Raw genomic sequence first — 24324 nt, forward strand, 5'->3', positions numbered from 1 at the left:
CGCCTGCCTCAATCCTTTCCCGTTTTTTAACATTTCGGGCGCACGGATAGCCGCAGCTGGAGAGTTCCCGTGCGGCAGACGGATATCGCGATCATTGGTGGCGGCCTCGCCGGGTCGACGGCTGCGGCGATGCTCGGTCGCGCCGGTGTGTCTGCGATCCTGATCGAGCCGCATCAGGTCCATCCGCCCGAACTCCGCTGCGAGAAGATCAGCGGCGGCGTCCAGCTCGAGCGGCTCCGCAAGACGGGTCTCGTCGATGCGGTGCTCGGTGCCGCCACCCATGACGACGAGATCTGGATCGCGCGTTTCGGCCGCGTGATCGACAAGCGCCCCAGTCAGCAGCACGGCTTTCTCTACGACACGCTGGTCAATACCGTGCGCGGCCAGATCCCGTCATCTGTCGAGACCATTCACGCCAAGGCGACGTCGATCGCCACATCGGATGACCGTCAGACCATCGGCCTGTCCAATGGCGAGGAGATTTCCGCGCGTCTCGTTGTGCTCGCCAACGGCGCCAGCGTCAGCCTGCGCAATCAGCTCAATATCGGCCGCCCGGTCATCTCGGCCAATCATTCGATCTCGGTGGGTTTCGATATCGCGCCCGTCGGCCGTGAACGTTTTGCCTTTCCGGCGCTCACTTATTTCGCGGAAACCACGGTTCATCGCACCGCCTATGTCACGCTGTTCCCAATCGGCGACACGATGCGCGGCAATCTGTTCGTCTATCGCGAGACCGACGATCCCTGGATTCGCCAGATGCGCCGGACGCCCGAGGCGGCGCTTGACGCCTGCCTGCCGAAACTGCGCGCGCTGATCGGCGACTACAAGATATCCGGCGATATCAAGATCCGCCCCATCGATCTCTACGAGAGCGACAACGTGGTCCAGCCCGGTGTCGTGCTGGTGGGCGATGCCTTTGCCTCGCCGTGCCCGGGCAGCGGCACCGGCACCGACAAGGTGTTCACTGATGTCGCACAGCTTTGCAGCGTGCACATCCCGATCTGGCTGGCCACACCCGGCATGGATGCGGCGAAGATCGCGCAATATTACGCCGATCCTCTGAAACTGGAATGCGACGCCTGGGCCACCGGCAAGGCGTTCAAGTTGCGCTCAGTCACTGTCGAGAATTCGCTGTATTGGCGGACACAGCGCTGGGCACGTTTCTTCGGCCGGCTGGGCGAGGGCATGGTGCGGCGGGCCCGCGAGACGCTGCCGCGCGAACTGGCGATGGTCGCGTCCGCTCTGGTCATGATGATCGACTCGGCGACCTGACCGCCGGCGCTGCCGCTTGACGCGCCCGCGCTAATCCGGTTGCCTGCGCCTCCCAACACAACGCGACCACAATCTTTCGGGAAGAAACGTCATGTCTTTCGTGATGGCCATCGATCAGGGCACCACATCCTCGCGCGCGATGATCTTCCGCGCCGACATCTCGATCGCGGCCTCCGCGCAGCAGGAATTCCCGCAGCATTTCCCGGCCTCCGGCTGGGTCGAGCATGAGCCGGAGGATATCTGGACCTCGACGCTGGCCGTTTGCCGCGAGGCGATGAAGAAGGCCGACGTGACCGCGAAGGATATTGCCGCGATCGGCATCACCAATCAGCGCGAGACGGTGGTGGTGTGGGACCGCGTCACCGGCCAGGCTGTGCACCGTGCCATCGTCTGGCAGGACCGCCGCACCGCGGAGATCTGCGCGCAGATGAAAGCCGACGGCCATGAGCCGTTGATCACGCAAAAGACCGGCCTGATCATCGATCCGTATTTCTCCGGAACGAAAGTGGCGTGGATTCTCGATCATGTCCCCGGCGCGCGCGACCGCGCCGAGCGCGGCGAATTGCTGTTCGGCACCGTCGATTGCTATCTGCTGTGGCGGCTCACGGCGGGCAGGGTGCACGCCACCGACGCCACCAATGCCTCGCGCACGCAGTTGTTCAACATCCACACCGGCGCATGGGATGACGAACTGCTGAAGCTGCTGCGCGTGCCCAAGGCGATGCTGCCCAGGGTGCAGGACTCGTCGTCGGATTTCGGCAGCACCGATCTGTTCGGTGGCACGATCATGATCGGTGGTATTGCCGGGGATCAGCAGGCTGCAACCATCGGGCAGGCCTGTTTCGCGCCGGGCATGATCAAGTCCACTTACGGCACCGGCTGCTTTGCCCTGCTCAACACTGGTACGACGCCGGTGCAATCGAAGAACAAGCTGCTCACCACGGTTGCCTATCAGCTCAACGGCGTGCGCACCTATGCGCTGGAAGGTTCGATCTTCGTTGCCGGCTCCGCCGTGCAGTGGCTGCGTGACGGGCTCGGCATCATCAAGAGCGCGGCCGAAAGCGGGCCGCTCGCGGATCAGAACGATTCTTCACAATCGGTCTATCTGGTCCCGGCCTTTGTCGGCCTCGGCGCGCCTTACTGGAATCCCGATGTGCGCGGAGCGCTGTTCGGACTGACGCGCAACACCGGCCCGGCCGAACTCGCCCATGCCGCGCTGGAAAGCGTCTGCTACCAGACGCGCGATCTCTACGCGGCGATGCGCGCCGACTGGCCGGATGTCTCCGCCGCCACCGTGGTGCTGCGCGTCGATGGCGGCATGACCGCATCGGACTGGACCATGCAGCGTCTCGCCGATCTCCTGAATGCACCAGTCGATCGCCCGATGATCCAGGAAACCACCGCGCTGGGTGCTGCCTATCTCGCCGGTCTCACGGCCGGCGTATTTCCGGAGCCTGCCAAATTCGCCGACAACTGGCGGCTCGAACACCGCTTCAAGCCGGCCATGAGCGAAGCCACACGGACACGAAAACTGAAGGGCTGGGCGCAGGCAGTGAAGGGCGTATTGGCGAGCGATCCGGGGAAAGATTGAAAGCTTGCTCACCAAACAGAAAGAGCCGCCTGTGCGGGCGGCTCCTATAATGGTCATGTCAGGCTGACCGTGCCTGTTGTTGGTTGTTAGCGCCAGCCGCGATGCCGTCCGCGCGACCAGCCATAATGATGGCCGCGTCCGCGACCCCAGCCGTAATGATGTCCACGCCCGCCGCGGTGCATGCCGTGATGTCCGCCGCCATGGCCACGAATCTGGATGATGTCGCTGGCGGTGCTCGCAGGTGCAAGCCCACCGACCGGCATGGCGTTCGCTGGAAGCATCAGGCCCAGACCCAGGAGTGCCGCGGCTGCCGTCGCGATCATGGTACGTTTCATTTCAACCCTCCAAGCAAATATTGCGCATACGACAAGCTGCGGCCTTCCTGATCGTTCCGTCGCCACGGGATTGAAACGATAACTTTGCCGGGACCGGAATTCGTCGCGGCAGTGGTAGAGAGAAAATAATCCCTCGCGCCATATTGACTAAAATCCTATATAGGTCTATATGCCTTTTATCCCGTTCGCGAGGGGCGCTTCTAGAGGCGTCTTGAAGTGGGACTGGGATGTGGCGCCTGCGGGTGTGGGGTGACGTACCCCGCGCACTCGGGAGGCCTTGGGTCACCGTCCGACCCCACTACGGGGGTCTGCCACTCATGCTGGCTGGACGTGGCATTGGTGAACGGCGGGAAACCGTCGGGATCAGCGGAGTGCGGAGCTCTGCGCCTTTGCCCGGAAGAACGGTCCCGGGGACAGAAATCGCCGCGGTGGCGCGCCGTGAGGCGTTGCGCGGTTGCAGCTTGCCGGCGTTCCGGTGGAGCGGATCGCGATAAAACCACCCTTTGCGCCTCACGGCGCGCCGCCACCCCTCATGTTTCGAGGGGCACTGCTCACACCTCGGACGCGCAAGCGCCGCGAGAATGCGAGAGCTTGGCTGTTTGACAAGCACATCCTGCGACTTGCAAAGCGCTACTTCGCTCCGACCTTCTTGCCGCGATACATCAGATGCACCGCGCAGTTACATCCCGGCGGATGGGTCGCGAGTTCGTCATTGGCAGGCGCGGGTACGGCGACCGGCGCAGGCTCGGCACCGGCACCCGGAATGTAGTTCAGCACCGGCGCCAGCCAGCGTTCCACCTCGGCCACGCTCATGTCCTTGCGCGCAGCATATTCCTCGACCTGATCGCGCTCGATCTTGCCGACGCCGAAATAATAGCTCTCGGGATGGCTGAAATAGAGCCCGGACACCGACGAGCCCGGCCACATGGCGTAGCTTTCGGTGAGTGTTACGCCCGCAGTGTTCTCCGCATCGAGCAATTTGAAGATCGTCGCCTTCTCGGTGTGATCGGGCTGCGCGGGATAGCCGGGGGCAGGGCGGATGCCTTGATACTTTTCAAGGATCAGATCGTCGGTCGAGATGTTCTCGTCCGGCGCATAGGCCCAGAACTCCTTGCGCACGCGCTCATGCATGCGTTCTGCAAAGGCTTCGGCGAGACGGTCGGCCAGTGCCTTGCACAGGATCGACGAATAGTCGTCATTCGCATTCTTGAAACGGTCGGCGATGATGTCCTCGCCGATGCCCGCTGTGACCACGAAGCCGCCGATATAATCCGGCACATTCGAGGTCTTTGGCGCGATGAAGTCGGAGAGCGCAGCGTTGAAGCGACCCTCGCGCTTTTCGAGCTGCTGGCGCAACGTGTAGAGCGTCGCGATCTCAGTTGTGCGGCTGTCATCCGCATAGAGGCGGATGTCATCGCCCACGGCGTTGGCCGGCCAGAAGCCGATGGTTGCCTTCGCCGTGAACCACTTCTCCTCGACGATCTGCTTGAGCATTTTCTGCGCATCGGCATAGAGCGACGTCGCGACTTCGCCGACCACGCTGTCGGTGAGGATGCCGGGGAAACGGCCGGACAGTTCCCAGGTCTGGAAGAACGGCGTCCAGTCGATATAGGCAGCAAGCTCTTCGAGCGAATAATCGCTGAAAGTCCGGATGCCCAGGAAGGTCGGCTTGCGCACCGTCTTGCTGAAGTCCGCGACATGCGCATTGGCGCGCGCTGCGATGAGCGAGAGGCGCTTCTTGTCCTGCTGGGCGCGGAAATGCGCGGCAGAAATCTTCGCATAATCGGCGCGCACCTCGGCCGCATAGGCGACGCTCTTCTCTGGCGACAGCAGCGACGAGGCAACGCCCACGGCGCGGCTGGCGTCGTTGACATGTACGACGGCACCGGCGCGGTAGTTCGGATCAATCTTTACCGCGGTATGCACACGGCTGGTCGTCGCGCCGCCGATCAGCAGCGGCATCTTCAGACCCTGCCGTTCCATCTCGCCGGCCAAAAATGTCATCTCATCGAGCGACGGCGTGATCAGGCCTGACAGGCCGATAATGTCGGCGCCTTCGGCCTTGGCGGTGTCGATGATCTTCGAGGCCGGCACCATGACGCCGAGATCGATGACCTCGAAATTGTTGCACTGGAGCACGATGCCGACAATGTTCTTGCCGATGTCGTGGACATCGCCCTTCACGGTCGCGAGCACGATCTTGCCGGCATTCTTGCGGCCGTCGCCGGTGATCCCTGCGGCGAGATTGTCGGCCTTCTCCTGCTCCATGAACGGCATCAGGTAGGCCACCGCCTGCTTCATCACGCGGGCCGACTTCACCACCTGCGGCAGGAACATCTTTCCGTCGCCGAACAGGTCGCCGACAATGTTCATGCCGGCCATCAGCGGGCCCTCGATGACATGCAGCGGGCGCGCCACGGTCAGGCGTGCAGCTTCGGTGTCCTCGTCGATATATTGGGTGATGCCGTGCACCAGCGCGTGGCTCAGCCGCTTCTCCACCGGCCATTCGCGCCAGGACAGATCCTGTTCCTTGGCCTGCTTGGTCTGGCCGCGGAATTTCTCGGCGAGTTCGAGCAGCCGTTCGGAGGCGCCGGGATCGCGGTTGAGGATGACATCCTCGCAGACCTGGCGCAATTCAGGATCGATGTCGTCATAGACGATCATCTGCCCGGCATTGACGATGCCCATATCCATGCCCGCCTTGATGGCGTGATACAGGAACACTGAGTGCATCGCTTCGCGCACCGGCTCGTTGCCGCGGAACGAGAAGGAAAGGTTGGAAACGCCGCCGGAGATATGCGCATGCGGCAAGTTCTGGCGGATCCAGCGCGTCGCCTCGATGAAGTCGACGCCGTAATTGTTGTGCTCTTCGAGGCCCGTCGCGATGGCGAAGATGTTCGGATCGAAGATGATGTCTTCCGGCGGAAAGTTCAGCTCCTTGACCAGAATGTCGTAGGCGCGTTTGCAGATCTCGGTCTTGCGCGCGAATGTATCGGCCTGGCCTACCTCGTCGAAGGCCATCACGACCACGGCGGCGCCATGGCGCTGCGCGATCTTGGCCTCATGGATGAATTTCTCCACGCCTTCCTTCATCGAGATCGAATTGACGATCGGCTTGCCCTGAACGCATTTCAGGCCGGCTTCGATGACATTGAATTTCGACGAGTCGACCATCACCGGCACGCGGGCGATATCCGGCTCGGAGGCGACCAGATGGAGGAATTCGACCATCGCCGCTTCGGAATCGAGCAGGCCTTCGTCCATATTGACGTCGATGACCTGCGCGCCGTTCTCGACCTGGTCGCGCGCCACTTGCAGCGCGGCGGTGTAGTCGCCGGCGGTGATCAGCTTGCGGAATTTAGCCGAGCCGGTGACGTTGGTACGCTCGCCAACATTGACGAAGGGAATCACCGAGGTCAGTTCGAACGGCTCCAGACCTGACAGGCGCAGGAGCGGGGCGATCTCCGGCACAACGCGCGGCTTGTGCGGCGCGACGGCCTTGGCGATGGCCGCGATATGGTCCGGCGTGGTGCCGCAGCACCCGCCGACCACATTGACGAGGCCGCTGGCAGCGAACTCGCCGATCAGCCCCGCCATGAATTCCGGGCTCTCGTCATACTGGCCGAATTCGTTGGGCAGGCCGGCATTCGGATAGGCGCATACGAGGGTATCGGCGACGCGGCCGATATCGGCGATATGCGCGCGCAGGTCTTCGGCGCCGAGGGCGCAATTGAAGCCAATGGTAGCTGGCCTGGCGTGCTTCACCGAATTCCAGAACGCTTCCGGCATCTGGCCTGACAACAGGCGACCTGACTTGTCGGTGATGGTTCCGGAGATCATCACGGGCACGTCGATGCCGCGCGCCTCGCAGATTTCGGCAATGGCATAGAGCGCCGCCTTGGCGTTCAGCGTGTCGAAGATGGTTTCGACCAGCAGGAGGTCGGCGCCGCCGTCAAGCAAACCGTTGATCTGCTCGCTATAGGCGATGCGCAGATCGTCGAAGGTCACCGCGCGATAGCCGGGATTGGCGACATCCGGCGAGATCGAGGCGGTGCGGTTGGTCGGGCCGATGGCGCCGGCGACGAAGCGCGGCTTGCCGTCCTCGGCAGCGACGGTGATCGCGGCGTTCTTGGCGAGGCGCGCGCCTTCGCGGCTCATCTCATAGGCGATGTCCTGCAGGTCATAATCGGCCTGCGCGATCGAGGTCGAGGAGAAGGTGTTGGTGGCGACGATGTCGGCACCGGCGCGCAGATATTGCGCGTGGATGTCCTCGATGGCGTCGGCCTGCGTCAGGATCAACAGGTCGTTGTTGCCGCGGAGGTCGCGGTGGAAATTCTTGTAGCGCTCACCGCGGAATGCGGCCTCGTCGAATTGCAGGCCCTGGATCATAGTGCCCATGGCACCGTCGAGCACGAGAATGCGCTCGGCAGCGGCGGCAAGCAGTTCGGTACGCTTCGGCGAAACGGGTACGGACATGAGATCAGGCAGCTTTCTGCGCGCCGTTCGGCCGGAAGCCCAACAGGTGACTAATGGCGAAAACGAGATCGGCGCGGTTCATCGTGTAGAAATGGAAATCGGAGACGCCCTGCTTGGCGAGCTTCTGCACCTGGCCAGCGGCCACGGTGGTGGCTACCAGTTTGCGTGTCTCGGCATCGTTATCGAGGCCGTCGAACTTGGCGGCGAGCCAGTCGGGCACTGTGGTGCCAGCACGGGTGACGAAGGCTCTCGCCTGCTTGAAATTATGCATCGGCATGATGCCGGGCAGCACAGGGATATCGATGCCGCGGGCGCGGACCTTGTCGAGGTAGCGGAAGTAGAGATCGTTATCGAAGAACACCTGGGTGATGGCGCGAGTCGCGCCGGCATCGACTTTCGCCTTCAGCGTATCGATGTCAGCATCGAAGTCGGCGCTCTCGGGATGCTTCTCCGGATAGGCGGAGACGGTGACGTCGATATCGGGATAGCGGTTGCGGATGCTGGCGACCAGATCGGCGGAGGTCTTGTAACCGTCGGGGTGCGGTATATATTCCGTGCTGATGCCCGTGGTCGGATCGCCGCGCAGGGCCACGATGTGGCGAACGCCGGCCTCATGATAGCGGGTTACGACATCGTCGATTTCGCTTTTCGGCGCGCCGACGCAGGTCAGATGCGCCGCCGGGGTGAGGGCGGTCTCCTTGAGCAGACGGACGATGGTGGCGTGGGTGCGTTCGCGCGTCGACCCACCGGCGCCATAGGTCACCGACACGAAGGACGGGTTCAGCGGCGCCAGGCGCTCAATGGTGTCCCACAGGGTGCGGTCCATCTCCTCGGTCTTCGGCGGGAAGAACTCGAAGGAGATATTGGGAAGCTTGGTGGGGGTGGCCGGGTTGATCTCGGTCATCGCGTCGAACTCCACCGCACGAAGCGGTACCGGGTGTCATCTGGCGCCAAGTCCAAGGGACTTTGGCTGCACTGCACAAAGATAGGCTATGGTCGGTGACTGAAATAGCCCATCTAGAGCGGTTTTAGGGTGGGAATTGGCCCAACTAAGGGCAGATATCTCCGCGTAATTTCCCTCATTGGAATATAAGTGGGCAGCGCCGGTTTCCCGCAAAACTGCCAGAATATGGCTTTAAATAGCCAATTTAGCCACTTTGATCTATGGACGGTGTATGTGGGCAGATGTCGTGCAATTATTCTTATATCAGAATTCGTCCCACGAGAGGCGGCTCTTGCTGCCGTCGGCGTTTGGGGGAGGCGTTGGTGGCCCAAAACGCTCTTTGCCCTCTCCAGCGCAGGCACTAGCTTGGCGCCATGATCCCATTGTCCATTCTCGACCTCTCGGTCGTCACGTCAGGCACGCCGCCCGCGGGCGCGCTCCGCAACAGCATAGATCTGGCCAAACATGCCGATCGCCTCGGCTATGTCCGCTACTGGCTGGCCGAGCACCACAATTTGGCATCGGTCGCGAGTCCGGCGCCGGAGATCATGATCGGGCAGATTGCGGCAGTGACGCAGCATATTCGCGTCGGTTCCGGCGGCGTGATGCTGCCGAACCATGCGCCATTGATGGTGGCCGAGCGCTTCAAGATGCTGGAGGCGCTGTTTCCCGGCCGGATCGATCTCGGTCTCGGCCGTGCGCCGGGCACCGATGGTGCGACAGCCTACGCGCTGCGTAACCGTTTTGCCGGCCGTGAAGGCGATGATTTCCTCGAGCGACTGAGCGAGCTGGTACTGTGGGAGACGCGGCAATTCCCGGAAGGTCATCCCTATAACAAGGTCGTGGCGATGCCGAATGACGTGCCACTGCCGCCGCTCTGGCTGCTCGGCTCCAGCGACTACAGTTCGGATCTGGCCGCGCAGGTCGGCATGGGTTTCGCTTTCGCCCACCATTTCGCATCCCACGATGCGGCCGACGCGATGGTGCATTACCGCGCGCGCTTCAAATCATCCGGCTGGCGACAGGTGCCGCATGCGATTCTCGCCGTCGCAGTGATTTGTGCGGAGACGGATGCCGAGGCCGAGCGGCTGGCCTCGTCGGCCGACCTCAATCGCCTCCGCCGCGACCGCGGCGAATACGCGCCGCTGCCGAGCGTCGAAGAGGCGCTGGCCTATCCCTATAGCGACAGCGAAAAGATGAAGATCGCGCGCAATCGTTCACGGCTGTTCGTCGGCAGTCCGTCAACAGTCTTGGAAAAGCTGCAGCCGCTCGTCAGCGAATGCCAGGCCGATGAGTTGATGGTCATTACCGCGATGTATGATCATGAGGCGCGGAAGCGGTCCTATGATCTGTTGGCGGATGTATTTCAATTGCAGAGAGCAGCAGCCTAGGCGCAGCGAGGTTAGCGAGCGCCGCGACAATGGGAGGGGATGATGGCGCCTCTGGTAACACCGCGTGGCCTTGGCGAAGTTGTTCTGCGTGTCCGCGATATGCCGCGCGCGGTCAGTTTCTATCGAGATGTCCTTGGCCTCAGTCTGCTGCGCGCCTTCGACGATCGGATCGTGTTTCTCAAAGTGGAGGACGGCTTTGAAGGCCATCACCGTATCATCGGCCTTTTCAGGGCCGATCAGCCGTCCAATCGTGACGACACGGAATGGTCCGCTCCCGATTCGCGGGCGCCCACTCTGCATCACTTTGCGCTGGAGATTGCGTTATCGGACTATCAGCCTGCTCTCGATGCCCTGACGAAAGCGGGTTTCAAGCCGAACACCTACGAACACCGATGGATCGGTTGGCGCTCCATTTACGTCACCGATCCGGACGGCAATATCGTCGAGTTGGTTGCGGCGGATGCGTCAATTTGCGAGGCGTCGTAAAGTTTCGAGAGGCAATGTCGGGATCGGGACTACCGAAACGTCCTTGGATCGGCGCCGTCACCACACGAGGTAAAACCTATGCTCTATGCAATTCTGGCCTATCACGTCGAAGACGTCGTCGTGTCCTGGACGGCCGACGAAGACACTGCGGTGATGGCCAATCTTCATGAGCTTCACGAGAAGCTGACGGCCGACGGCCGGATGGGGCCGGCTGCGCGTCTCGGAGGTACCAAGGGTGCATTCACCTTGCGCGGACCCGGCGCTGGCGTGATCATCGACGGTCCTTTTGCCGAGACCAAGGAGCAGTTGCTCGGCTTCTATGTCGTCGATTGTGCGACCCGTGAGGACGCCGTCGCGACCGCGCGCGATCTGCGCCGCGTCAATCCGACTGCGGTCTATGAAATCCGTCCGGTTCAGCTATTTCTGCCCGGTTCGCCTATGGCGGCGACGCATGCGCTGACCGATCACGTCCGGCCGGCGTCGTCCTGAACTTGCCGGTTACGAGGTCGGTTCGCCGAAGGTCGCGCGGAAAGGATGCGCCGGATAGACGCCGACGATCCTGAATTCGCGTGAGAAGAACTTCAGCTCTTCGAGCGCGAAAGCGAGGTTGCGGTCATCCGGATGGCCGTCGACATCGGCGTAGAACTGCGTGGCGAAGAACTCGCCGTCGACCATGTAGCTTTCCAGCTTGGTCATGTTGACGCCGTTGGTGGCGAAGCCGCCGAGTGCCTTGTAGAGCGCCGCAGGAAGGTTGCGGACGCGGAAAACAAAACTGGTGACCAGCGGTTCGGAGCCCTGCGGCGCCCATTTGGCGTCTTTGGAAAGGATGACGAAACGCGTGGTGTTGTGATCCTCGTCCTCGACGTCCTCGGCGAGAATTTCGAGCCCGTAGATATCTGCCGCGAGCCGCGAGGCCAGCGAGGCGCAGCTCTTGTCGCCGCGTTCGGCAATCGCGCGGGCCGAGCCCGCAGTGTCGGCGGCGACGATGGCCTTGATGCCGAGCTTGCGGATGATGCGGCGGCACTGGCCGAGCGCGTGGACGTGGCTTTCCACCGTCTTGATGTCGGTGAGCTTCGCGCCGGGCAGCGCCATCATCTGGTGGTGGATGGGCAGAAACCACTCGCCGACGATATGCAGGCCCGACTGCGGCAGCAGATGATGGATGTCGGCGACGCGGCCGGCAATCGAGTTCTCGATCGGGATCATGCCGAGATCGGCCTCGCCCGAGGTGATCGCGGCCAGCGCATCCTCGAAGGTGGCGCACGGCAGCGGCTCGGCATTCGGAAACGCCTCGACGATGGCGATATGGGAATTGGCGCCGGGCTCGCCCTGGAATGCGATCTTCATGATCTGATTTTTGGGAATGGTCATGGCGGGCCTTGTATCAGTCGCTCAGGTTTTTGCCAGCAGGCGGCGGGCAGTTTCGAGATCGGCGGGCGTATCGACGCCCAGTGGGACGCTATCGACGATGGCGGCATCGATCCGCATGCCGGCCTCAAGTGCGCGCAGCTGTTCGAGCTTTTCGCGCAGCTCCAGTGTCGACGGCGCGAGTTTGACGAAGGCTTCGAGCGCGGCGCGCCGATAGGCATAAAGCCCGATGTGATGGTAGCGGGGCCCGTCGCCATAGGGCGCCGTGGCGCGGGTGAAATACAGCGCACGCAGCCGGTCGGGCCCGGCTGGCGAGCCGATCAGCTTCACCACGCTCGGATTGGTATGTTCGTCATCCTTGTGGATCTCGGTCGCCAGGGTCGCGATGTCGACCGCGGGGTCGTCGAGCAGGCGGACCGCGGCGCTAATGTCGCCCGGCGGAATAGTGGGCAGGTCGCCCTGGACATTGACGATGGTCTGGACGTGCCCGGCCGGGTCCAGTTTGCACAGGGCCTCAAATATCCGGTCGGACCCTGATGGATGGTCCGGGGAGGTCATGACCGCCTCGAACCCGTGGGCTTTAACGGCGTCCGCGATGTCGGCCGTATCGGTGGCGATGGCGACACGGCCCAGACCGGCCTCTTTGGCGCGTCGCGCCACATGCACGATCATCGGCAGCCCGCCGATATCGAGTAGAGGCTTGCCGGGCAGGCGGGTGGCGGCCATGCGGGCGGGTATGAGCACCAGGGTGCGTGTGTCTGTCATGTCAAAATCGGCTTGGATTCCAGTGATCTTCCCCCCGAAAAGTATGATGCAGATCAAAGGGCGCGGCGTTTATACGGGTTGCCAGAGGATGGGCAAACCGTTATCTCAAAACGGCAGGCCCAAGGGCCGCAGGAACGTGATTCCTGAGTGTGTCGAGGCCGTTGGAGCGGCCTTCCAATGACCTAAAACGGCGTGGGGCTTTTCGACTATGGACTCCTTCGAACTCAACAAGATTATGGGCGCCATTCTCGGCACCTGCCTGGTTCTGATGGTGACGAATTTCACCGCCCAGGCCGTGTTTTCACCGAAGCATATGGAAAAGCCCGGCTTTGATATCGCCGTGAAGGAAGAGGCTGCCGGCGGTGCCAAGGCCGCTGCCGCGCCGTCCGAACCGATCGAGAAGCTGCTGCAGACCGCTTCGGTCGAGAAGGGCTCAACCGCAGCCAAGAAGTGCGCTGCCTGCCATACATTCGAAAAGGGCGGTCCGAACCGCGTTGGCCCGAACCTGTTCGGCGTCGTCAATGAGAAGGTGGGCGAAGGCAAGGCCGGGTTCAACTTCTCGGCGGGCATGAAGGCCAAGGGCGGCACCTGGACCTTCGAGGAGCTGAACAAGTTCATCGCCAATCCGAAGGGCACCGTGCCGGGCACGGCCATGGGCTTCGCCGGCATTCAAAAGGATAGCGAGCGCGCCGACGTGATCGCCTATCTGGCAACTCTCGCCGATAAGCCGGTGCCGCTGCCCACTGCAGCGAAATGAGGACGGTGTCGTAACGCTGTTCCTTGGTAATTTATCATCGATTAAACGGCCAGGCTCAGCCTGGCCGTTTTCGTATCTGCATTACCAAAGCTTAAGCGGGACGTTTGGCCGCAACGCGTTAGGATGCAACCAGCGTGACGGGTGGTATCCTGCGGAAAAGCCGGCATAATCGGTCGAACCCTCGCCTTATATGACCGTTCTAATAGACTGCTTCGGTTCACAGGATTCAGCACATTGACGATTTCCCGACGCCGCCTTCTCCAGACCAGCGCCTTCGCCGCACTTGCCCCTGTCATCGGTGGTACGGGCAGCCTCTCCGTCATCGATGCAGCAAGTGCCCAGTCTGCGGCAAAAGGTGCAGAATGGCGCCATGCGCTGTCCCTGTTCGGGGAGATCAAGTATCCGGCGGAGTTCAAGCGCTTCGACTACGTCAATCCGGAAGCGCCCAAGGGCGGCACCGTCCGCCAGATCGCCATCGGCACCTTCGACAATTTCAACATTGCGGTGGCCGGCGTGAAGGGCAATCTCGCGGGTGCCGTTGGGCTGATCTACGAGTCTCTCACAACGGGATCGCTGGACGAGGTCTCGACCGAATATGGATTACTGGCCGAAGCCGTCAGCCACCCCGAGGATTATTCCTGGGTGTCGTACCGGTTGCGCGCGAATGCCAGGTGGCATGACGGCAAGCCGGTGACGCCGGAAGACGTGATCTTTTCGCTTGAGTCCTTCAAGAAATATCACCCGCAATATTCTGCCTATTACCGCCATGTGGTGAAGGCCGAGAAGGTCGGCGAGCGCGAGATCAAGTTCACCTTCGATGCACCCGGCAACCGCGAATTGCCGCAGATCGTCGGCCAGCTCACCGTGCTGCCCAAGCACTGGTGGGAGGGCACGAACGCTTCCGGCGCCAAGCGCGACATCGGCAGCACCACGCTGGAGGTGCCGCTCGGCAGCGCCGCCTACCGCATCAAGGATTTCGTGCCGGGCCGTTCGGTGTCGGTGGAGCGCGTGAAAGACTATTGGGGCCGCGACCTCAACGTGAATGTCGGTCGCAATAATTTCGATGAGCTGCGCTACGAGTATTTCCGTGACGGGACCGTCGCGCTCGAAGCCTTCAAGGGCGACCAGGTGGATTGGCGCACCGAGAACAGCGCCAAGAACTGGGCGACGGCCTATGACTTTCCGGCGGTGGCCGAGAAGCGCGTCATCCTCGAAGAATTCCTCAATCGCTCGTCGGGCATCATGCAGGGCTTCGCGCTCAACATTCGCCGCGACAAGTTCAAGGATGCGCGTGTTCGCCGCGCGCTGAACTATGCGTTCGACTTCGAGGAGATGAACAAGCAGATCTTCTTCGGCCAGTACAAGCGCATCTCCAGCTATTTCGACGGCACCGAGCTTGCGTCGTCGGGCCTGCCGGAAGGCAAGGAGCTGGAGATTCTGGAGACGGTGCGTGCCGAAGTGCCACCGGAGGTTTTCACCAAGCCCTATACGAATCCGGTCGGTGGCAGTGCTGAAAATGTACGCGGCAATCTTCGCGAAGCGCTACAATTGTTCAAGGAAGCGGGCTACGAAGTCCGTGATCGCAAACTGGTCAATGCCAAGACCGGTGCGCCGTTTGAGCTGGAATTGCTCGGCGAGGATCCTTCTTTCGAGCGCGTGATGCTGTTCTTCAAGCCGTCGCTCGAACGTCTCGGCATCGGCGTGTCGGTCCGCACCATCGATGCCACCCAATATGAGAACCGGCTGCGGACCTGGGATTTTGACATCGTCGTGTCGTCCTGGCCGGAGTCGCTGTCACCCGGCAACGAGCAGCGTGAATTCTGGGGCTCGCAGGCTGCCGATATGGCCGGCTCACGCAACATCGTCGGCATCAAGAATCCTGCGATCGACAAGCTGATCGATCGCGTGATCTTCACCAAGGACCGCAACGATCTCGTCGCTGCGACCAAGGCGCTGGATCGCGTGCTGCTGTGGAATAACTTCGTGGTGCCGCAATGGACCTACAACAAGGTCCGCACCGCGCGCTGGGATCGCTTTGGCCGACCGCCCGAGCCGCCGAAATACGGCCAGTCGGGTTTCCCAGCCATCTGGTGGTACGACGCCGACAAGGCCGCAAAGATCGGCAAGCGCTCTTGAGGAGCACATCGCGCATGGCGCAGCTCAATCGTCGGCACGTGCTGGGTCTCGGGATCGGCGCTATCGCGGCTTCGCGCTTCAGCCCCGCTTTGGCACAGGCGCCGAGCGAAGCCCACGGCATCTCCGCCTTTGGCGATCTGAAATATCCGGCCGATTTTCCGAATTTCGACTACGTCAACGTCAAGGCGCCGAAGGGCGGCGCCTTCTCGACGGTGCCGTCGAGCCGTGCATTCAACCAGTCGTTCCAGACCTTCAATTCGCTGAACGCCTATGTTCTGAAGGGCGACGGCGCGCAGGGCATGGGCATGACCTTCGCCCCGCTGATGGTGCGTGCGGGCGACGAGCCAGACGCGATGTACGGGCTGGTCGCGAAGTCCGTGCAGATCTCTGCCGATGGCCTGACTTATCGTTTTACGCTGAGGCCGGAAGCTCGCTTCCACGACGGCAGCAAGCTCACTGCACGCGATGCGGCATTCTCATTGACGGCCCTCAAGACGAAGGGCCATCCCATCATCACGCAGCAGATGCGCGACATGGTGAAGGCCGAGGCTGTGGACGACCTGACGCTGGTGGTGACATTCGCCGAGAAACGCGGCCGCGATGTGCCGCTGTTTGTCGCCGGCATGCCGATCTTCTCGCAGGCCTATTACGACAAACGCGCATTCGATGAGACCTCGCTGGAGACGCCGCTCGGCAGCGGCCCCTACAAGGTCGGGCGCTTCGAGGTCGGACGCTATATCGAATTCGATCGTGTGAAGGACTGGTGGGCCGCGGACCTTCCGGTCAATCGCGGCAGCTACAATTTCGATACGGTGCGGTTCGACTTCTATCGCGACCGCGACGTGGCTTTCGAAGGCTTCACCGGCCGCAATTATCTGTATCGCGAGGAGTTCACCTCGCGCATCTGGAACACGCGTTACGATTTCCCGGCGGTGAAGGATGGCCGGGTCAAACAGGAGATGCTGCCCGACGACACACCGTCCGGTGCGCAGGGCTGGTTCCTCAACACACGCCGCGCCAAGTTCAAGGATCCGCGTGTGCGCGAGGCGCTCGGTAACGCATTCGATTTCGAATGGACCAACAAGACCATCATGTATGGCGCCTATGTGCGCACGGTGTCACCGTTCCAGAACTCTGACCTGATGGCGACCGGCGCGCCGTCGCCGGAAGAGATCGCATTGCTGGAGCCATTCCGCGACAAGGTGCCGGCCGAGGTTTTCGGAGCGCCCTATCTGCCACCGACATCGGATGGATCAGGTCAGGACCGTGCGCTGCTGCGCAAGGCCATCCAGCTCCTGAACGACGCAGGTTGCGCAATGAAGGACGGCAAGCGCATGACGGCGCAGGGTGAGCCGTTCAAGATCGAGTTTCTGCTCGATGAGCCTGCTTTCCAGGCGCATCACATGCCCTATATCAAGAATCTCGGCACGCTGGGTATCGAGGCCAGTGTGCGCCTTGTCGATCCCGTGCAATTCCGCGCACGCCGCGACGATTTCGACTTCGATGCGGCCATCGAACGTTTCAGCTTTTCCACCATTCCCGGTGATTCGCTGCGTTCGTTCTTCTCGATGCAGTCGGCAGCGACCAAGGGCTCGAACAATCTCGCCGGCATTTCCGATCCTGTGGTCGATGCCCTGATGAACGAAGTCATCGCCGCCGATACGCGGCCCAAGCTGGTTTTCGCGGCGCGAGCGCTGGATCGTGTCATCCGCGCCGGCCGCTACTGGGTGCCGCAATGGTACTCCGCCTCGCATCGCGTGGCCTATTGGGATGTGTTCGGCCATCCCGCCAATCTGCCGAAATATATCGGCGTCGGTGCCCCCGATCTGTGGTGGGCGTCCGCAAAACCTTCAAGTGAGCAGGCCAAATAGCATGGGCGCATATATCGCACGGCGCGTGCTGCTGATGTTTCCCACGCTGTTGGGAATCCTGTTCGTCTCCTTTGTGGTGGTGCAATTTGCGCCCGGAGGTCCTGTCGAGCGCGTGATCGCACAGCTCAGCGGTGCCGATACCGGCGCGTCGCGCGTCTCCGGCTCGTCCGGCGGCGACTTCGGCAACCGTGCGCAGCCGGGCGCCGCAGGCGACGCGGTGAATTCGAAATATCGCGGCGCGCAGGGGCTTGATCCGGATTTCGTCAAGAGCCTTGAAAAGCAGTTCGGCTTCGACAAGCCGGCGCCGGAACGTTTCGCGCTGATGCTGTGGAACTTCGCCCGCTTCGATTTCGGCAAGAGTTACTTCCGTGACACGACAGTGCTGCAACTGATCAAGGAGAAGCTGCCGGTCTCGATGTCGCTCGGTATCTGGATGATGCTAATCACCTACCTGATCTCGATCCCGCTCGGCATCCGCAAGGCGGTGCAGGACGGCTCGCGCTTCGACACCTGGACCTCAGCCGTCATCATTGTCGGTTTCGCCATTCCCGGCTTCTTGTTTGCAATCCTATTGATCATCCTGTTTTCAGGCGGATCGTTCTGGAGCATCTTCCCGCTACGCGGTCTGACCTCGGACGGCTGGAGCCAGTTCCCGTGGTACTGGAAGATCATCGACTACTTCTGGCACATGACGCTGCCGCTGATCTCCATGGTGCTCGGCGCCTTCGCCACCATGACACTGCTGACCAAGAACTCGTTCCTTGATGAAATCCGTAAGCAATATGTGATGACCGCACGCGCCAAGGGCTGCAACGAACGGCAGGTGCTCTACAATCACATCTTCCGCAATGCCATGCTGATCGTGATCGCCGGATTCCCGGGCGCATTCATCCACGCCTTCTTTTCGGGTTCTCTGCTGATCGAGACGATCTTCTCGCTCGACGGGCTCGGTCTCCTCGGCTTCGAGAGCGTGCTCAACCGCGATTATCCCGTGGTGTTCGGCACGTTGTTCATCTTCTCGCTGGTCGGTCTGGTGGTGAACCTGCTGTCCGATCTGGCCTATATGTGGATCGATCCGCGGATCGACTTTGAGGCGCGAGAAGTCTGATGACCATCACCGCGCCCCTTCCCGTGGAGAGCACCACACAGTCGCCGTTCGGCGAAGCCGTGCCGCCATCGCGGCATCCGCTCGGCATCTCGCCACTCAACCAGCGCCGCTGGCAGAACTTCAAATCCAATCGCCGTGGCTACTGGTCGTTCTGGCTTTTCCTGTTCCTGTTCTTCATCTCGCTGTTCGCCGAGGTGATCGCCAATGACCGGCCGTTCTTCATCAAGTTCGACGGCAAGATGTATTTCCCGGCTTTCGTTACCTATTCGGAGACGACCTTCGGCGGCGACTTCGAGACGGCCGCGGATTATCGCGACCCGTTCCTGCAGAAGCTGATCGCCGAGAAGAACGGCACGATCCTCTGGCCGCTGATCCGCTATTCCTACGATACGCATAATCTCGATCTGCCGACGCCGGCACCGTCTAAACCGACATGGATGCTCACTGAAGAACAGTGCAAGCCGGTGGTCGAGAAGAAGGGCCTCAAGAGCTGCCGCGACCTTGAATATAACTGGCTCGGCACCGACGATCAGGGCCGCGATGTTGTTGCGCGGCTGATCTACGGCTTCCGCATCTCGGTGCTATTCGGTCTCGCGCTTACCATCGTCTCGTCGATCATTGGCATCGCTGCCGGCGGTGTGCAGGGCTATTTCGGCGGTTGGGTTGATCTGGCCTTTCAGCGCTTCATCGAAATCTGGAGTGCGATCCCGTCACTTTATTTGCTGCTGATCCTGTCATCGGTGCTGGTGCCCGGCTTCTTCGTGCTGCTCGGCATTCTGCTGCTGTTCTCATGGGTATCGCTGGTTGGCCTCGTGCGCGCTGAATTCCTGCGCGGTCGCAACTTCGAATATATCATGGCGGCGCGGGCGCTCGGCGTATCCAATGCCAAGATCATGATCCGGCATCTGCTGCCGAACGCCATGGTCGCTACCATGACGTTCCTGCCGTTCATCGTCTCGTCCTCGGTGATGACACTGACCGCGCTGGATTTCCTCGGCTTCGGTCTGCCGCCGGGGTCGCCGTCGCTCGGCGAGCTGTTGTCGCAGGGCAAAGCCAATGTGCAGGCGCCATGGCTCGGCTTCACCGGTTTCTTTGCGGTGGCGATCATGCTGTCGCTGTTGATCTTCATCGGCGAGGGCGTGCGCGATGCCTTCGATCCGCGCAAGACGTTCAGGTAGGGCCGCAGCATGGATGCCATCAACCAGCCGCTGCTCGATGTGCGCGATCTTTCGGTCGCCTTCCACCATGGCGGCAATACGTCGGTCGCTGTCGACAGGGTGTCGTTCGAGATCAAACGCGGCGAGTGCGTTGCGCTTGTGGGCGAGTCCGGCTCGGGCAAATCCGTCAGCGCCATGTCGATCCTGCGGCTGTTGCCCTATCCGACGGCATCACATCCGTCCGGCCATATCCGCTTCAAGGGCCATGAGCTCCTGAGCATGTCGGAGCGCGAGATCCGCGGCATCCGCGGCAACGATATCTCTATCATCTTCCAGGAGCCGATGACCTCGCTGAACCCGCTGCACACCATCGGTGCGCAGATCGGCGAGATACTGCAACTCCATAACGGCATTCGCGGCAACAAGGCGCGCGAACGAACGCTGGAATTGTTGACGCAAGTCGGCATTCCCGATCCGGAAACGCGTCTCGCCAGCTATCCGCATCAGCTGTCTGGCGGTCAGCGCCAGCGCGTCATGATCGCGATGGCGCTCGCGAACGAGCCCGATCTGCTGATCGCCGACGAACCGACCACGGCGCTGGACGTCACGGTGCAGGCGCAGATCCTCGCTCTGCTGGCCGATATTCGTCAGCGGCTCGGCATGAGCCTCCTCTTCATCACCCACGATCTCGGCATCGTCCGCCGTATCGCCGACACCGTCTGCGTCATGAACAATGGCAAGATCGTCGAGCAGGGTCCGGTGGAGCAGGTGTTCACGTCGCCGCAGCATGCCTACACCAAGGCGCTGCTCGCAGCCGAGCCGAAGCCTGATCCTGCGCCGCCACGGCCGGAAGCGCCGGTGGTGATGTCGACGGACGGTCTCAAGGTCTGGTTTCCGATCAAGCGCGGATTGCTGCGCAAGACGGTGGGTCACGTGAAGGCCGTGGACGGCGTCAGTCTGAAGGTGCGCCAGGGCGAGACGCTGGGTGTCGTCGGCGAGTCCGGTTCGGGCAAGACCACGCTCGGTCTTGCGCTGCTGCGGCTGATCTCCTCGCAGGGGCCGATCGTGTTCCTGAGCAAGGATATCCAGGGTTTGCAATTCAAGGACATGCGGCCGATCCGGCGTGACATGCAGATCGTGTTTCAGGATCCGTTCGGGGCGCTGTCGCCGCGTATGTCAGTCGGAGATATCGTCGCCGAGGGGCTCAGCGTGCATCAGCCCTCTCTTTCGCCGGAGGATCGTGAGACGCGCGTCGTCAAGGCACTGCAGGATGTCGGGCTCGATCCGAAGACGCGGTTCCGTTATCCGCATGAATTCTCCGGCGGCCAGCGCCAGCGTATCAGCATCGCGCGCGCTGCTGTGCTGGAGCCGAGTTTCGTCGTTCTGGACGAGCCGACCAGCGCGCTCGACATGTTGTTCCAGGCGCAGATGGTGGACCTCCTGCGCGAGCTGCAGCGCAAGCGCGATCTCACTTATCTGTTCATCTCGCATGACCTGCGCGTGGTCGCGTCACTGGCCAGCCATCTCATCGTGATGCGCCATGGCAAGGTGGTCGAGGAAGGGCCGGCGGCCGAGCTGTTCAAGAATCCGAAGAGCGATTACACCCGCGCGCTGTTTGCCGCAGCGTTCAGGATCGAAACGGCACCGGGCGGGGATGCTGCGCAGTAGGACACGATGACGAAAGACAACGATCACCGTCCCGCCATTGCAGACCGTGCTGCCGATGTCGCTGTCTCGGCCCCGACGGTGGTCGGACGCGGCTTCATGACCTACGAGCGCTACGACATCGCGATCATTCGCGCGGACGATGAGACGTTGCGGCAGCAGCGCGATGTGTTGCGCGCGAGCAAGGTGGCAGCAGTAATTCCCATCGATCTGGAGCGCGGCAAGATCGTGCTGATTCACCAGTTCCGTTTACCGGCGCATCTGGCCACGGGGCGTGGCGAGATGGTCGAGATCGTCGCCGGGCGGATCGATGGCGATGAGACGCCGCTCGCTGCCGCTGCGCGAGAATGCGCGGAAGAGATCGGCGTAACGCCGCAGCGTTTGTTTGAACTCTATAGCGTGCTGCCAACGCCAGGCTGCACCGACGAATATATCACGTTCTTTCTCGGCTTCGTCGACAGCAGCAAGGTGCCTGTTCGGGGTGGCCTCGTCGGAGAGACGGAGGATACGCGGCCTTTCGTGGTCTCCATCGACGAGGCGATCGCGGCGCTGGATAGCGGCGCAGTTTACAACGGCTTGATGGTTAGCGCCCTGCAATGGCTGGCGCTGCATCGTGACCGACTGCGGGATTACTACGAGCGCGCGGTGCCTAGTCCAGCCGTTTGATGTTCGTGACGTTGCTGCCGGCCGCCCTGATCCGCGCAATGGCGCCTTTCGTGTCTTCAATGGCCGTCGCCATGTGATGCGCATTGGCATGCACGATCGTGTCGGCATCGCGGGCGATGGCGACGTGGCCCTTCCAGAAGATCAGATCGCCGCGCTTCAGATGCTGCATCTTGGCGTCTGACAAGGCGCGGCCGAGGCCGCTCTCCTGCATGTCGCTGTCACGCGGGCACCCAGTTCCTGCGGCGGTCAGCGCGATTTGCACCAGCCCCGAGCAATCGATACCGAGGCTGCTCTTGCCGCCCCAGAGATAGGGTGTGCCGACGAAGCGCTCGGCGACCGCAACGAAATCGGTCTCGAACGCATCGATCTCCGTGACATGCCGCCGCGGTACGCAATGTCCGGCATTGGTTATCGCAAACGCGTCGGTCATCTTGACGATGGCCAGGCGCGCGCCGAGCGGCAGCGTATCTGTCGGCGGCAGCTTGATGGAGGGCCCAGGGAAAAGGAACGTCCGGAGCGCGGTCACTTTGTGTGTTGGCGTCGGCCCGGGTGGATAGAGTGCGAGATCCGAAAGCCAGCCGACATAGCCGTCGCCATTGAGTTGGCCCCAGGCCCAGCCTTCGTCGTTGCGATCGTAGATGGTGAAGCGCTCGCCCTTCAAGGCCTGCGTATTCATTTCGGCGCCGGAGAATGGTTGGAGCCGCATGGAGGCGACGCCATCGGCAACCTCGAATTCTTCGCCGTCGACGAAACGTGCGGCCTCGACCTGACCTTCAAGATATCGCGCGGCCACGTCAGGTCGCGCAGGCGTGAGCCGGGGATCTCGTTTATCCATAGCGCTGACTCAATAGCTGATAGATTGCACGTGCAGCCTGGCATTCGCCACCTTCGGGGCGCGCTGGCTTCGCCGATGGCGTCCAGCCATAGATATCAACATGCAGCCAGCTCTTCGCAGCTTCGACGAAACGCTGCAGGAATAGCGCGCATGTGATTGAGCCGGCAAAGCCGCCGGAGGGCGCGTTGTTGATGTTGGCGACCTTGGAGTCGAGCCACGCATCGTAGGGAGCCCAGAGCGGCAGCCGCCACAGCGGATCGTTCTGCTCCTTCGCACAGCGCGCGATGTCGAGCGCAAGCGTTTCGTCATTGGTGTAGTAGGGCGGCAGATCGGGGCCGAGCGCCACGCGTGCGGCGCCGGTCAGCGTGCCCAGATCGACCAGCAGGTCCGGTTTCTCCTCATCGGCATAGGCCAGCGCATCGGCCAGCACCAGGCGGCCCTCGGCGTCGGTGTTGCCGATCTCGACGGTCGGGCCCTTGCGCGACTTGAAAATATCGAGCGGGCGGAAGGCGTTGCCGGCAACGGCGTTCTCCACCGCAGGGATCAGTACGCGCAACCGCACCTTGAGCTTGGCGTCCATCACCATCAGCGCCAGCGCCAGGACATTGGCCGCACCGCCCATATCCTTCTTCATGATCAGCATGCCGCTCGATGGCTTGAGATCGAGACCGCCGGTGTCGAAGCAGACGCCCTTGCCGACCAGCGTCACCTTGGGATGCGACGGATCTCCCCAGGAGAAATCGATCAGTCGTGGCGCACGTGTCGAGGCCATGCCCACAGCGTGGATCAGTGGGAAATTCTGTTGCACGAGGTCGTCGCCCACGATGCAGTTGAACTCTGCGCCAAAACGCGTGGCGAGATTCTTTGCGGTCGCGGCGAGTTCTTCCGGTCCCATATCGTTCGACGGCGTATTGATGAGATCGCGCGCCAATGCTGCAGCCTCGGCCATGCGGCTGATATCGGCGACATCGATACCATCCGGCGGCACCAGCTTCGCCTTGGGCTCATCATTCTTGCGATAACGGCCGAAACGATAGCTGCCGAGGGCGAAAGCGAGTACGGCGAGGCGGGTGTCGTGGGGGGCGTTGGCGAAACGGTAGGTGCCCGGCGGCAGCAGGCCGGGCAACTGTCCGGGGCGAAACAGGTCACGGTAGGTCGCGCTGTCGTCTTCCAGCCCGAAGATCACCTGGGCGATGGCGCCATCGTCTGCTGGCAGCGCCAGCCAGGCGCCGGGCTTCGCCGCAAAACCGTTGGCCGCGGCGAAAGCTCTCGCCCGCGCGGGGAGTGCCGCGCCGATTTCAGGCCAGTTTGTCTTGGTCGCGAAGGTGATCGGGATGGCGGATGCGGCGGCGGTCTCAAAGGCGGAATGCATATGCAGAATCTCGCGAAGGGGAGCGGCAATGACACCTGAAGCGCAAAGGGCGTCAAGCGACGGTATGGGAGGATATGGCGTGGCCCGCGCCGATTAACCAGCCATTAGGGTTAACACTCTATTGCTGAAG

The 24324-nt window shown here is 62.0% G+C and carries 19 protein-coding genes; 12 read left to right on the forward strand and 7 right to left on the reverse strand.

Annotation, left to right across the window (positions count from 1 at the left end):
- The first annotated feature begins 69 nt into the window (after positions 1-69).
- Both AB7783_RS00600 and glpK read left to right on the forward strand, forming a co-directional pair.
- Positions 70-1272 (forward strand): FAD-dependent oxidoreductase, encoded by a 1203-nt coding sequence (locus tag AB7783_RS00600; protein ID WP_441276493.1) that lies wholly within the window; start codon positions 70-72, stop codon positions 1270-1272.
- A 91-nt stretch (positions 1273-1363) separates the two neighbouring features.
- The gene (glpK, locus tag AB7783_RS00605) at positions 1364-2863 is read left to right on the forward strand and encodes a glycerol kinase GlpK (protein WP_441276494.1); all 1500 of its coding nucleotides are present in this window, start codon (positions 1364-1366) and stop codon (positions 2861-2863) included.
- 86 nt (positions 2864-2949) lie between these two features.
- On the opposite strand, the gene AB7783_RS00610 is transcribed toward glpK, so the two are convergent.
- From AB7783_RS00610 to metF, 3 genes are all read right to left on the reverse strand, one after another.
- On the reverse strand, positions 2950-3198 hold the full coding sequence (locus tag AB7783_RS00610) for a hypothetical protein (RefSeq protein ID WP_089261574.1): 249 nt from the start codon (positions 3196-3198) through the stop codon (positions 2950-2952).
- Between the two features lie 630 nt (positions 3199-3828).
- Positions 3829-7674, reverse strand: a complete 3846-nt coding sequence (gene metH / locus AB7783_RS00615; protein ID WP_441276495.1) for a methionine synthase — start codon at positions 7672-7674, stop codon at positions 3829-3831.
- Positions 7675-7678: 4 nt separating this feature from the next.
- Complete coding sequence (gene metF, locus AB7783_RS00620) at positions 7679-8578, reverse strand: methylenetetrahydrofolate reductase [NAD(P)H] (RefSeq protein WP_441276496.1); 900 nt, start codon at positions 8576-8578, stop codon at positions 7679-7681.
- Between the two features lie 413 nt (positions 8579-8991).
- On the opposite strand from metF, the gene AB7783_RS00625 reads away from it, so the two are divergent.
- From AB7783_RS00625 to AB7783_RS00635, 3 genes are all read left to right on the forward strand, one after another.
- Positions 8992-10008, forward strand: a complete 1017-nt coding sequence (locus AB7783_RS00625; RefSeq protein ID WP_441276497.1) for an LLM class flavin-dependent oxidoreductase — start codon at positions 8992-8994, stop codon at positions 10006-10008.
- Between the two features lie 39 nt (positions 10009-10047).
- A complete protein-coding gene (locus AB7783_RS00630) occupies positions 10048-10494 on the forward strand; it encodes a VOC family protein (protein WP_441276498.1) in 447 nt (148 codons plus the stop codon).
- 78 nt (positions 10495-10572) lie between these two features.
- The gene (locus tag AB7783_RS00635; protein ID WP_089261564.1) at positions 10573-10983 is read left to right on the forward strand and encodes a YciI family protein; all 411 of its coding nucleotides are present in this window, start codon (positions 10573-10575) and stop codon (positions 10981-10983) included.
- Between the two features lie 9 nt (positions 10984-10992).
- Here the strand turns inward: AB7783_RS00635 and AB7783_RS00640 are convergent, their stop codons facing one another.
- Complete coding sequence (locus tag AB7783_RS00640; protein ID WP_068736325.1) at positions 10993-11841, reverse strand: prephenate dehydratase; 849 nt, start codon at positions 11839-11841, stop codon at positions 10993-10995.
- Between the two features lie 45 nt (positions 11842-11886).
- On the reverse strand, positions 11887-12627 hold the full coding sequence (locus AB7783_RS00645; protein WP_441276499.1) for a 3-deoxy-manno-octulosonate cytidylyltransferase: 741 nt from the start codon (positions 12625-12627) through the stop codon (positions 11887-11889).
- A gap of 208 nt (positions 12628-12835) precedes the next feature.
- Between AB7783_RS00645 and AB7783_RS00650 the strand changes: the two genes are divergently transcribed.
- The 7 genes from AB7783_RS00650 (at position 12836) to AB7783_RS00680 (ending at position 21987) form a co-directional block, all read left to right on the forward strand.
- The gene (locus AB7783_RS00650; RefSeq protein WP_068736206.1) at positions 12836-13384 is read left to right on the forward strand and encodes a c-type cytochrome; all 549 of its coding nucleotides are present in this window, start codon (positions 12836-12838) and stop codon (positions 13382-13384) included.
- A 234-nt stretch (positions 13385-13618) separates the two neighbouring features.
- On the forward strand, positions 13619-15520 hold the full coding sequence (locus tag AB7783_RS00655; protein ID WP_441276500.1) for an extracellular solute-binding protein: 1902 nt from the start codon (positions 13619-13621) through the stop codon (positions 15518-15520).
- A 14-nt stretch (positions 15521-15534) separates the two neighbouring features.
- Positions 15535-17391 carry an extracellular solute-binding protein gene (locus AB7783_RS00660; protein WP_441276501.1) on the forward strand — a complete coding sequence of 619 codons (1857 nt, stop codon included), beginning with the start codon at positions 15535-15537 and terminating at the stop codon, positions 17389-17391.
- A gap of 1 nt (position 17392) precedes the next feature.
- A complete protein-coding gene (locus tag AB7783_RS00665; protein WP_068736211.1) occupies positions 17393-18499 on the forward strand; it encodes a microcin C ABC transporter permease YejB in 1107 nt (368 codons plus the stop codon).
- A complete protein-coding gene (locus tag AB7783_RS00670) occupies positions 18499-19677 on the forward strand; it encodes an ABC transporter permease (protein ID WP_441276502.1) in 1179 nt (392 codons plus the stop codon). Before AB7783_RS00665 ends, AB7783_RS00670 begins: the two co-directional genes overlap by 1 nt.
- Before the next feature lie 9 nt (positions 19678-19686).
- Positions 19687-21324: an ABC transporter ATP-binding protein gene (locus AB7783_RS00675; RefSeq protein ID WP_441276503.1), complete on the forward strand. Its 1638-nt coding sequence runs from the start codon at positions 19687-19689 to the stop codon at positions 21322-21324.
- Positions 21325-21330: 6 nt separating this feature from the next.
- On the forward strand, positions 21331-21987 hold the full coding sequence (locus tag AB7783_RS00680) for an NUDIX domain-containing protein (RefSeq protein WP_309947391.1): 657 nt from the start codon (positions 21331-21333) through the stop codon (positions 21985-21987).
- Here AB7783_RS00680 and AB7783_RS00685 read toward each other — a convergent pair.
- Together AB7783_RS00685 and AB7783_RS00690 are read right to left on the reverse strand one after the other, a co-directional pair.
- Positions 21971-22822, reverse strand: coding sequence for a C40 family peptidase (locus AB7783_RS00685; protein ID WP_309947392.1), 852 nt, complete (start codon positions 22820-22822; stop codon positions 21971-21973). The genes AB7783_RS00680 and AB7783_RS00685 overlap by 17 nt on opposite strands.
- A complete protein-coding gene (locus AB7783_RS00690; RefSeq protein ID WP_441276504.1) occupies positions 22815-24194 on the reverse strand; it encodes a leucyl aminopeptidase family protein in 1380 nt (459 codons plus the stop codon). Before AB7783_RS00690 ends, AB7783_RS00685 begins: the two co-directional genes overlap by 8 nt.
- Between the last annotated feature and the right edge of the window lie 130 nt (positions 24195-24324).

This window comes from Tardiphaga sp. 172_B4_N1_3 (assembly GCF_052076035.1).
GTDB classification, from domain to species: domain Bacteria; phylum Pseudomonadota; class Alphaproteobacteria; order Rhizobiales; family Xanthobacteraceae; genus Tardiphaga; species Tardiphaga robiniae.

Bases quoted from the DNA above. Each gene is read 5' to 3' on its own strand.
- metF (WP_441276496.1), bottom strand. From the start codon at position 8,578: ATGACCGAGATCAACCCGGCCACCCCCACCAAGCTTCCCAATATCTCC.
- AB7783_RS00690 (WP_441276504.1), bottom strand. From the start codon at position 24,194: ATGCATTCCGCCTTTGAGACCGCCGCCGCATCCGCCATCCCGATCACC.
- AB7783_RS00665 (WP_068736211.1), top strand. From the start codon at position 17,393: ATGGGCGCATATATCGCACGGCGCGTGCTGCTGATGTTTCCCACGCTG.
- AB7783_RS00685 (WP_309947392.1), bottom strand. From the start codon at position 22,822: ATGGATAAACGAGATCCCCGGCTCACGCCTGCGCGACCTGACGTGGCC.
- AB7783_RS00670 (WP_441276502.1), top strand. From the start codon at position 18,499: ATGACCATCACCGCGCCCCTTCCCGTGGAGAGCACCACACAGTCGCCG.
- AB7783_RS00660 (WP_441276501.1), top strand. From the start codon at position 15,535: ATGGCGCAGCTCAATCGTCGGCACGTGCTGGGTCTCGGGATCGGCGCT.
- AB7783_RS00645 (WP_441276499.1), bottom strand. From the start codon at position 12,627: ATGACAGACACACGCACCCTGGTGCTCATACCCGCCCGCATGGCCGCC.
- glpK (WP_441276494.1), top strand. From the start codon at position 1,364: ATGTCTTTCGTGATGGCCATCGATCAGGGCACCACATCCTCGCGCGCG.
- metH (WP_441276495.1), bottom strand. From the start codon at position 7,674: ATGTCCGTACCCGTTTCGCCGAAGCGTACCGAACTGCTTGCCGCCGCT.
- AB7783_RS00635 (WP_089261564.1), top strand. From the start codon at position 10,573: ATGCTCTATGCAATTCTGGCCTATCACGTCGAAGACGTCGTCGTGTCC.
- AB7783_RS00640 (WP_068736325.1), bottom strand. From the start codon at position 11,841: ATGAAGATCGCATTCCAGGGCGAGCCCGGCGCCAATTCCCATATCGCC.
- AB7783_RS00650 (WP_068736206.1), top strand. From the start codon at position 12,836: ATGGACTCCTTCGAACTCAACAAGATTATGGGCGCCATTCTCGGCACC.
- AB7783_RS00625 (WP_441276497.1), top strand. From the start codon at position 8,992: ATGATCCCATTGTCCATTCTCGACCTCTCGGTCGTCACGTCAGGCACG.
- AB7783_RS00680 (WP_309947391.1), top strand. From the start codon at position 21,331: ATGACGAAAGACAACGATCACCGTCCCGCCATTGCAGACCGTGCTGCC.
- AB7783_RS00610 (WP_089261574.1), bottom strand. From the start codon at position 3,198: ATGAAACGTACCATGATCGCGACGGCAGCCGCGGCACTCCTGGGTCTG.
- AB7783_RS00630 (WP_441276498.1), top strand. From the start codon at position 10,048: ATGATGGCGCCTCTGGTAACACCGCGTGGCCTTGGCGAAGTTGTTCTG.
- AB7783_RS00675 (WP_441276503.1), top strand. From the start codon at position 19,687: ATGGATGCCATCAACCAGCCGCTGCTCGATGTGCGCGATCTTTCGGTC.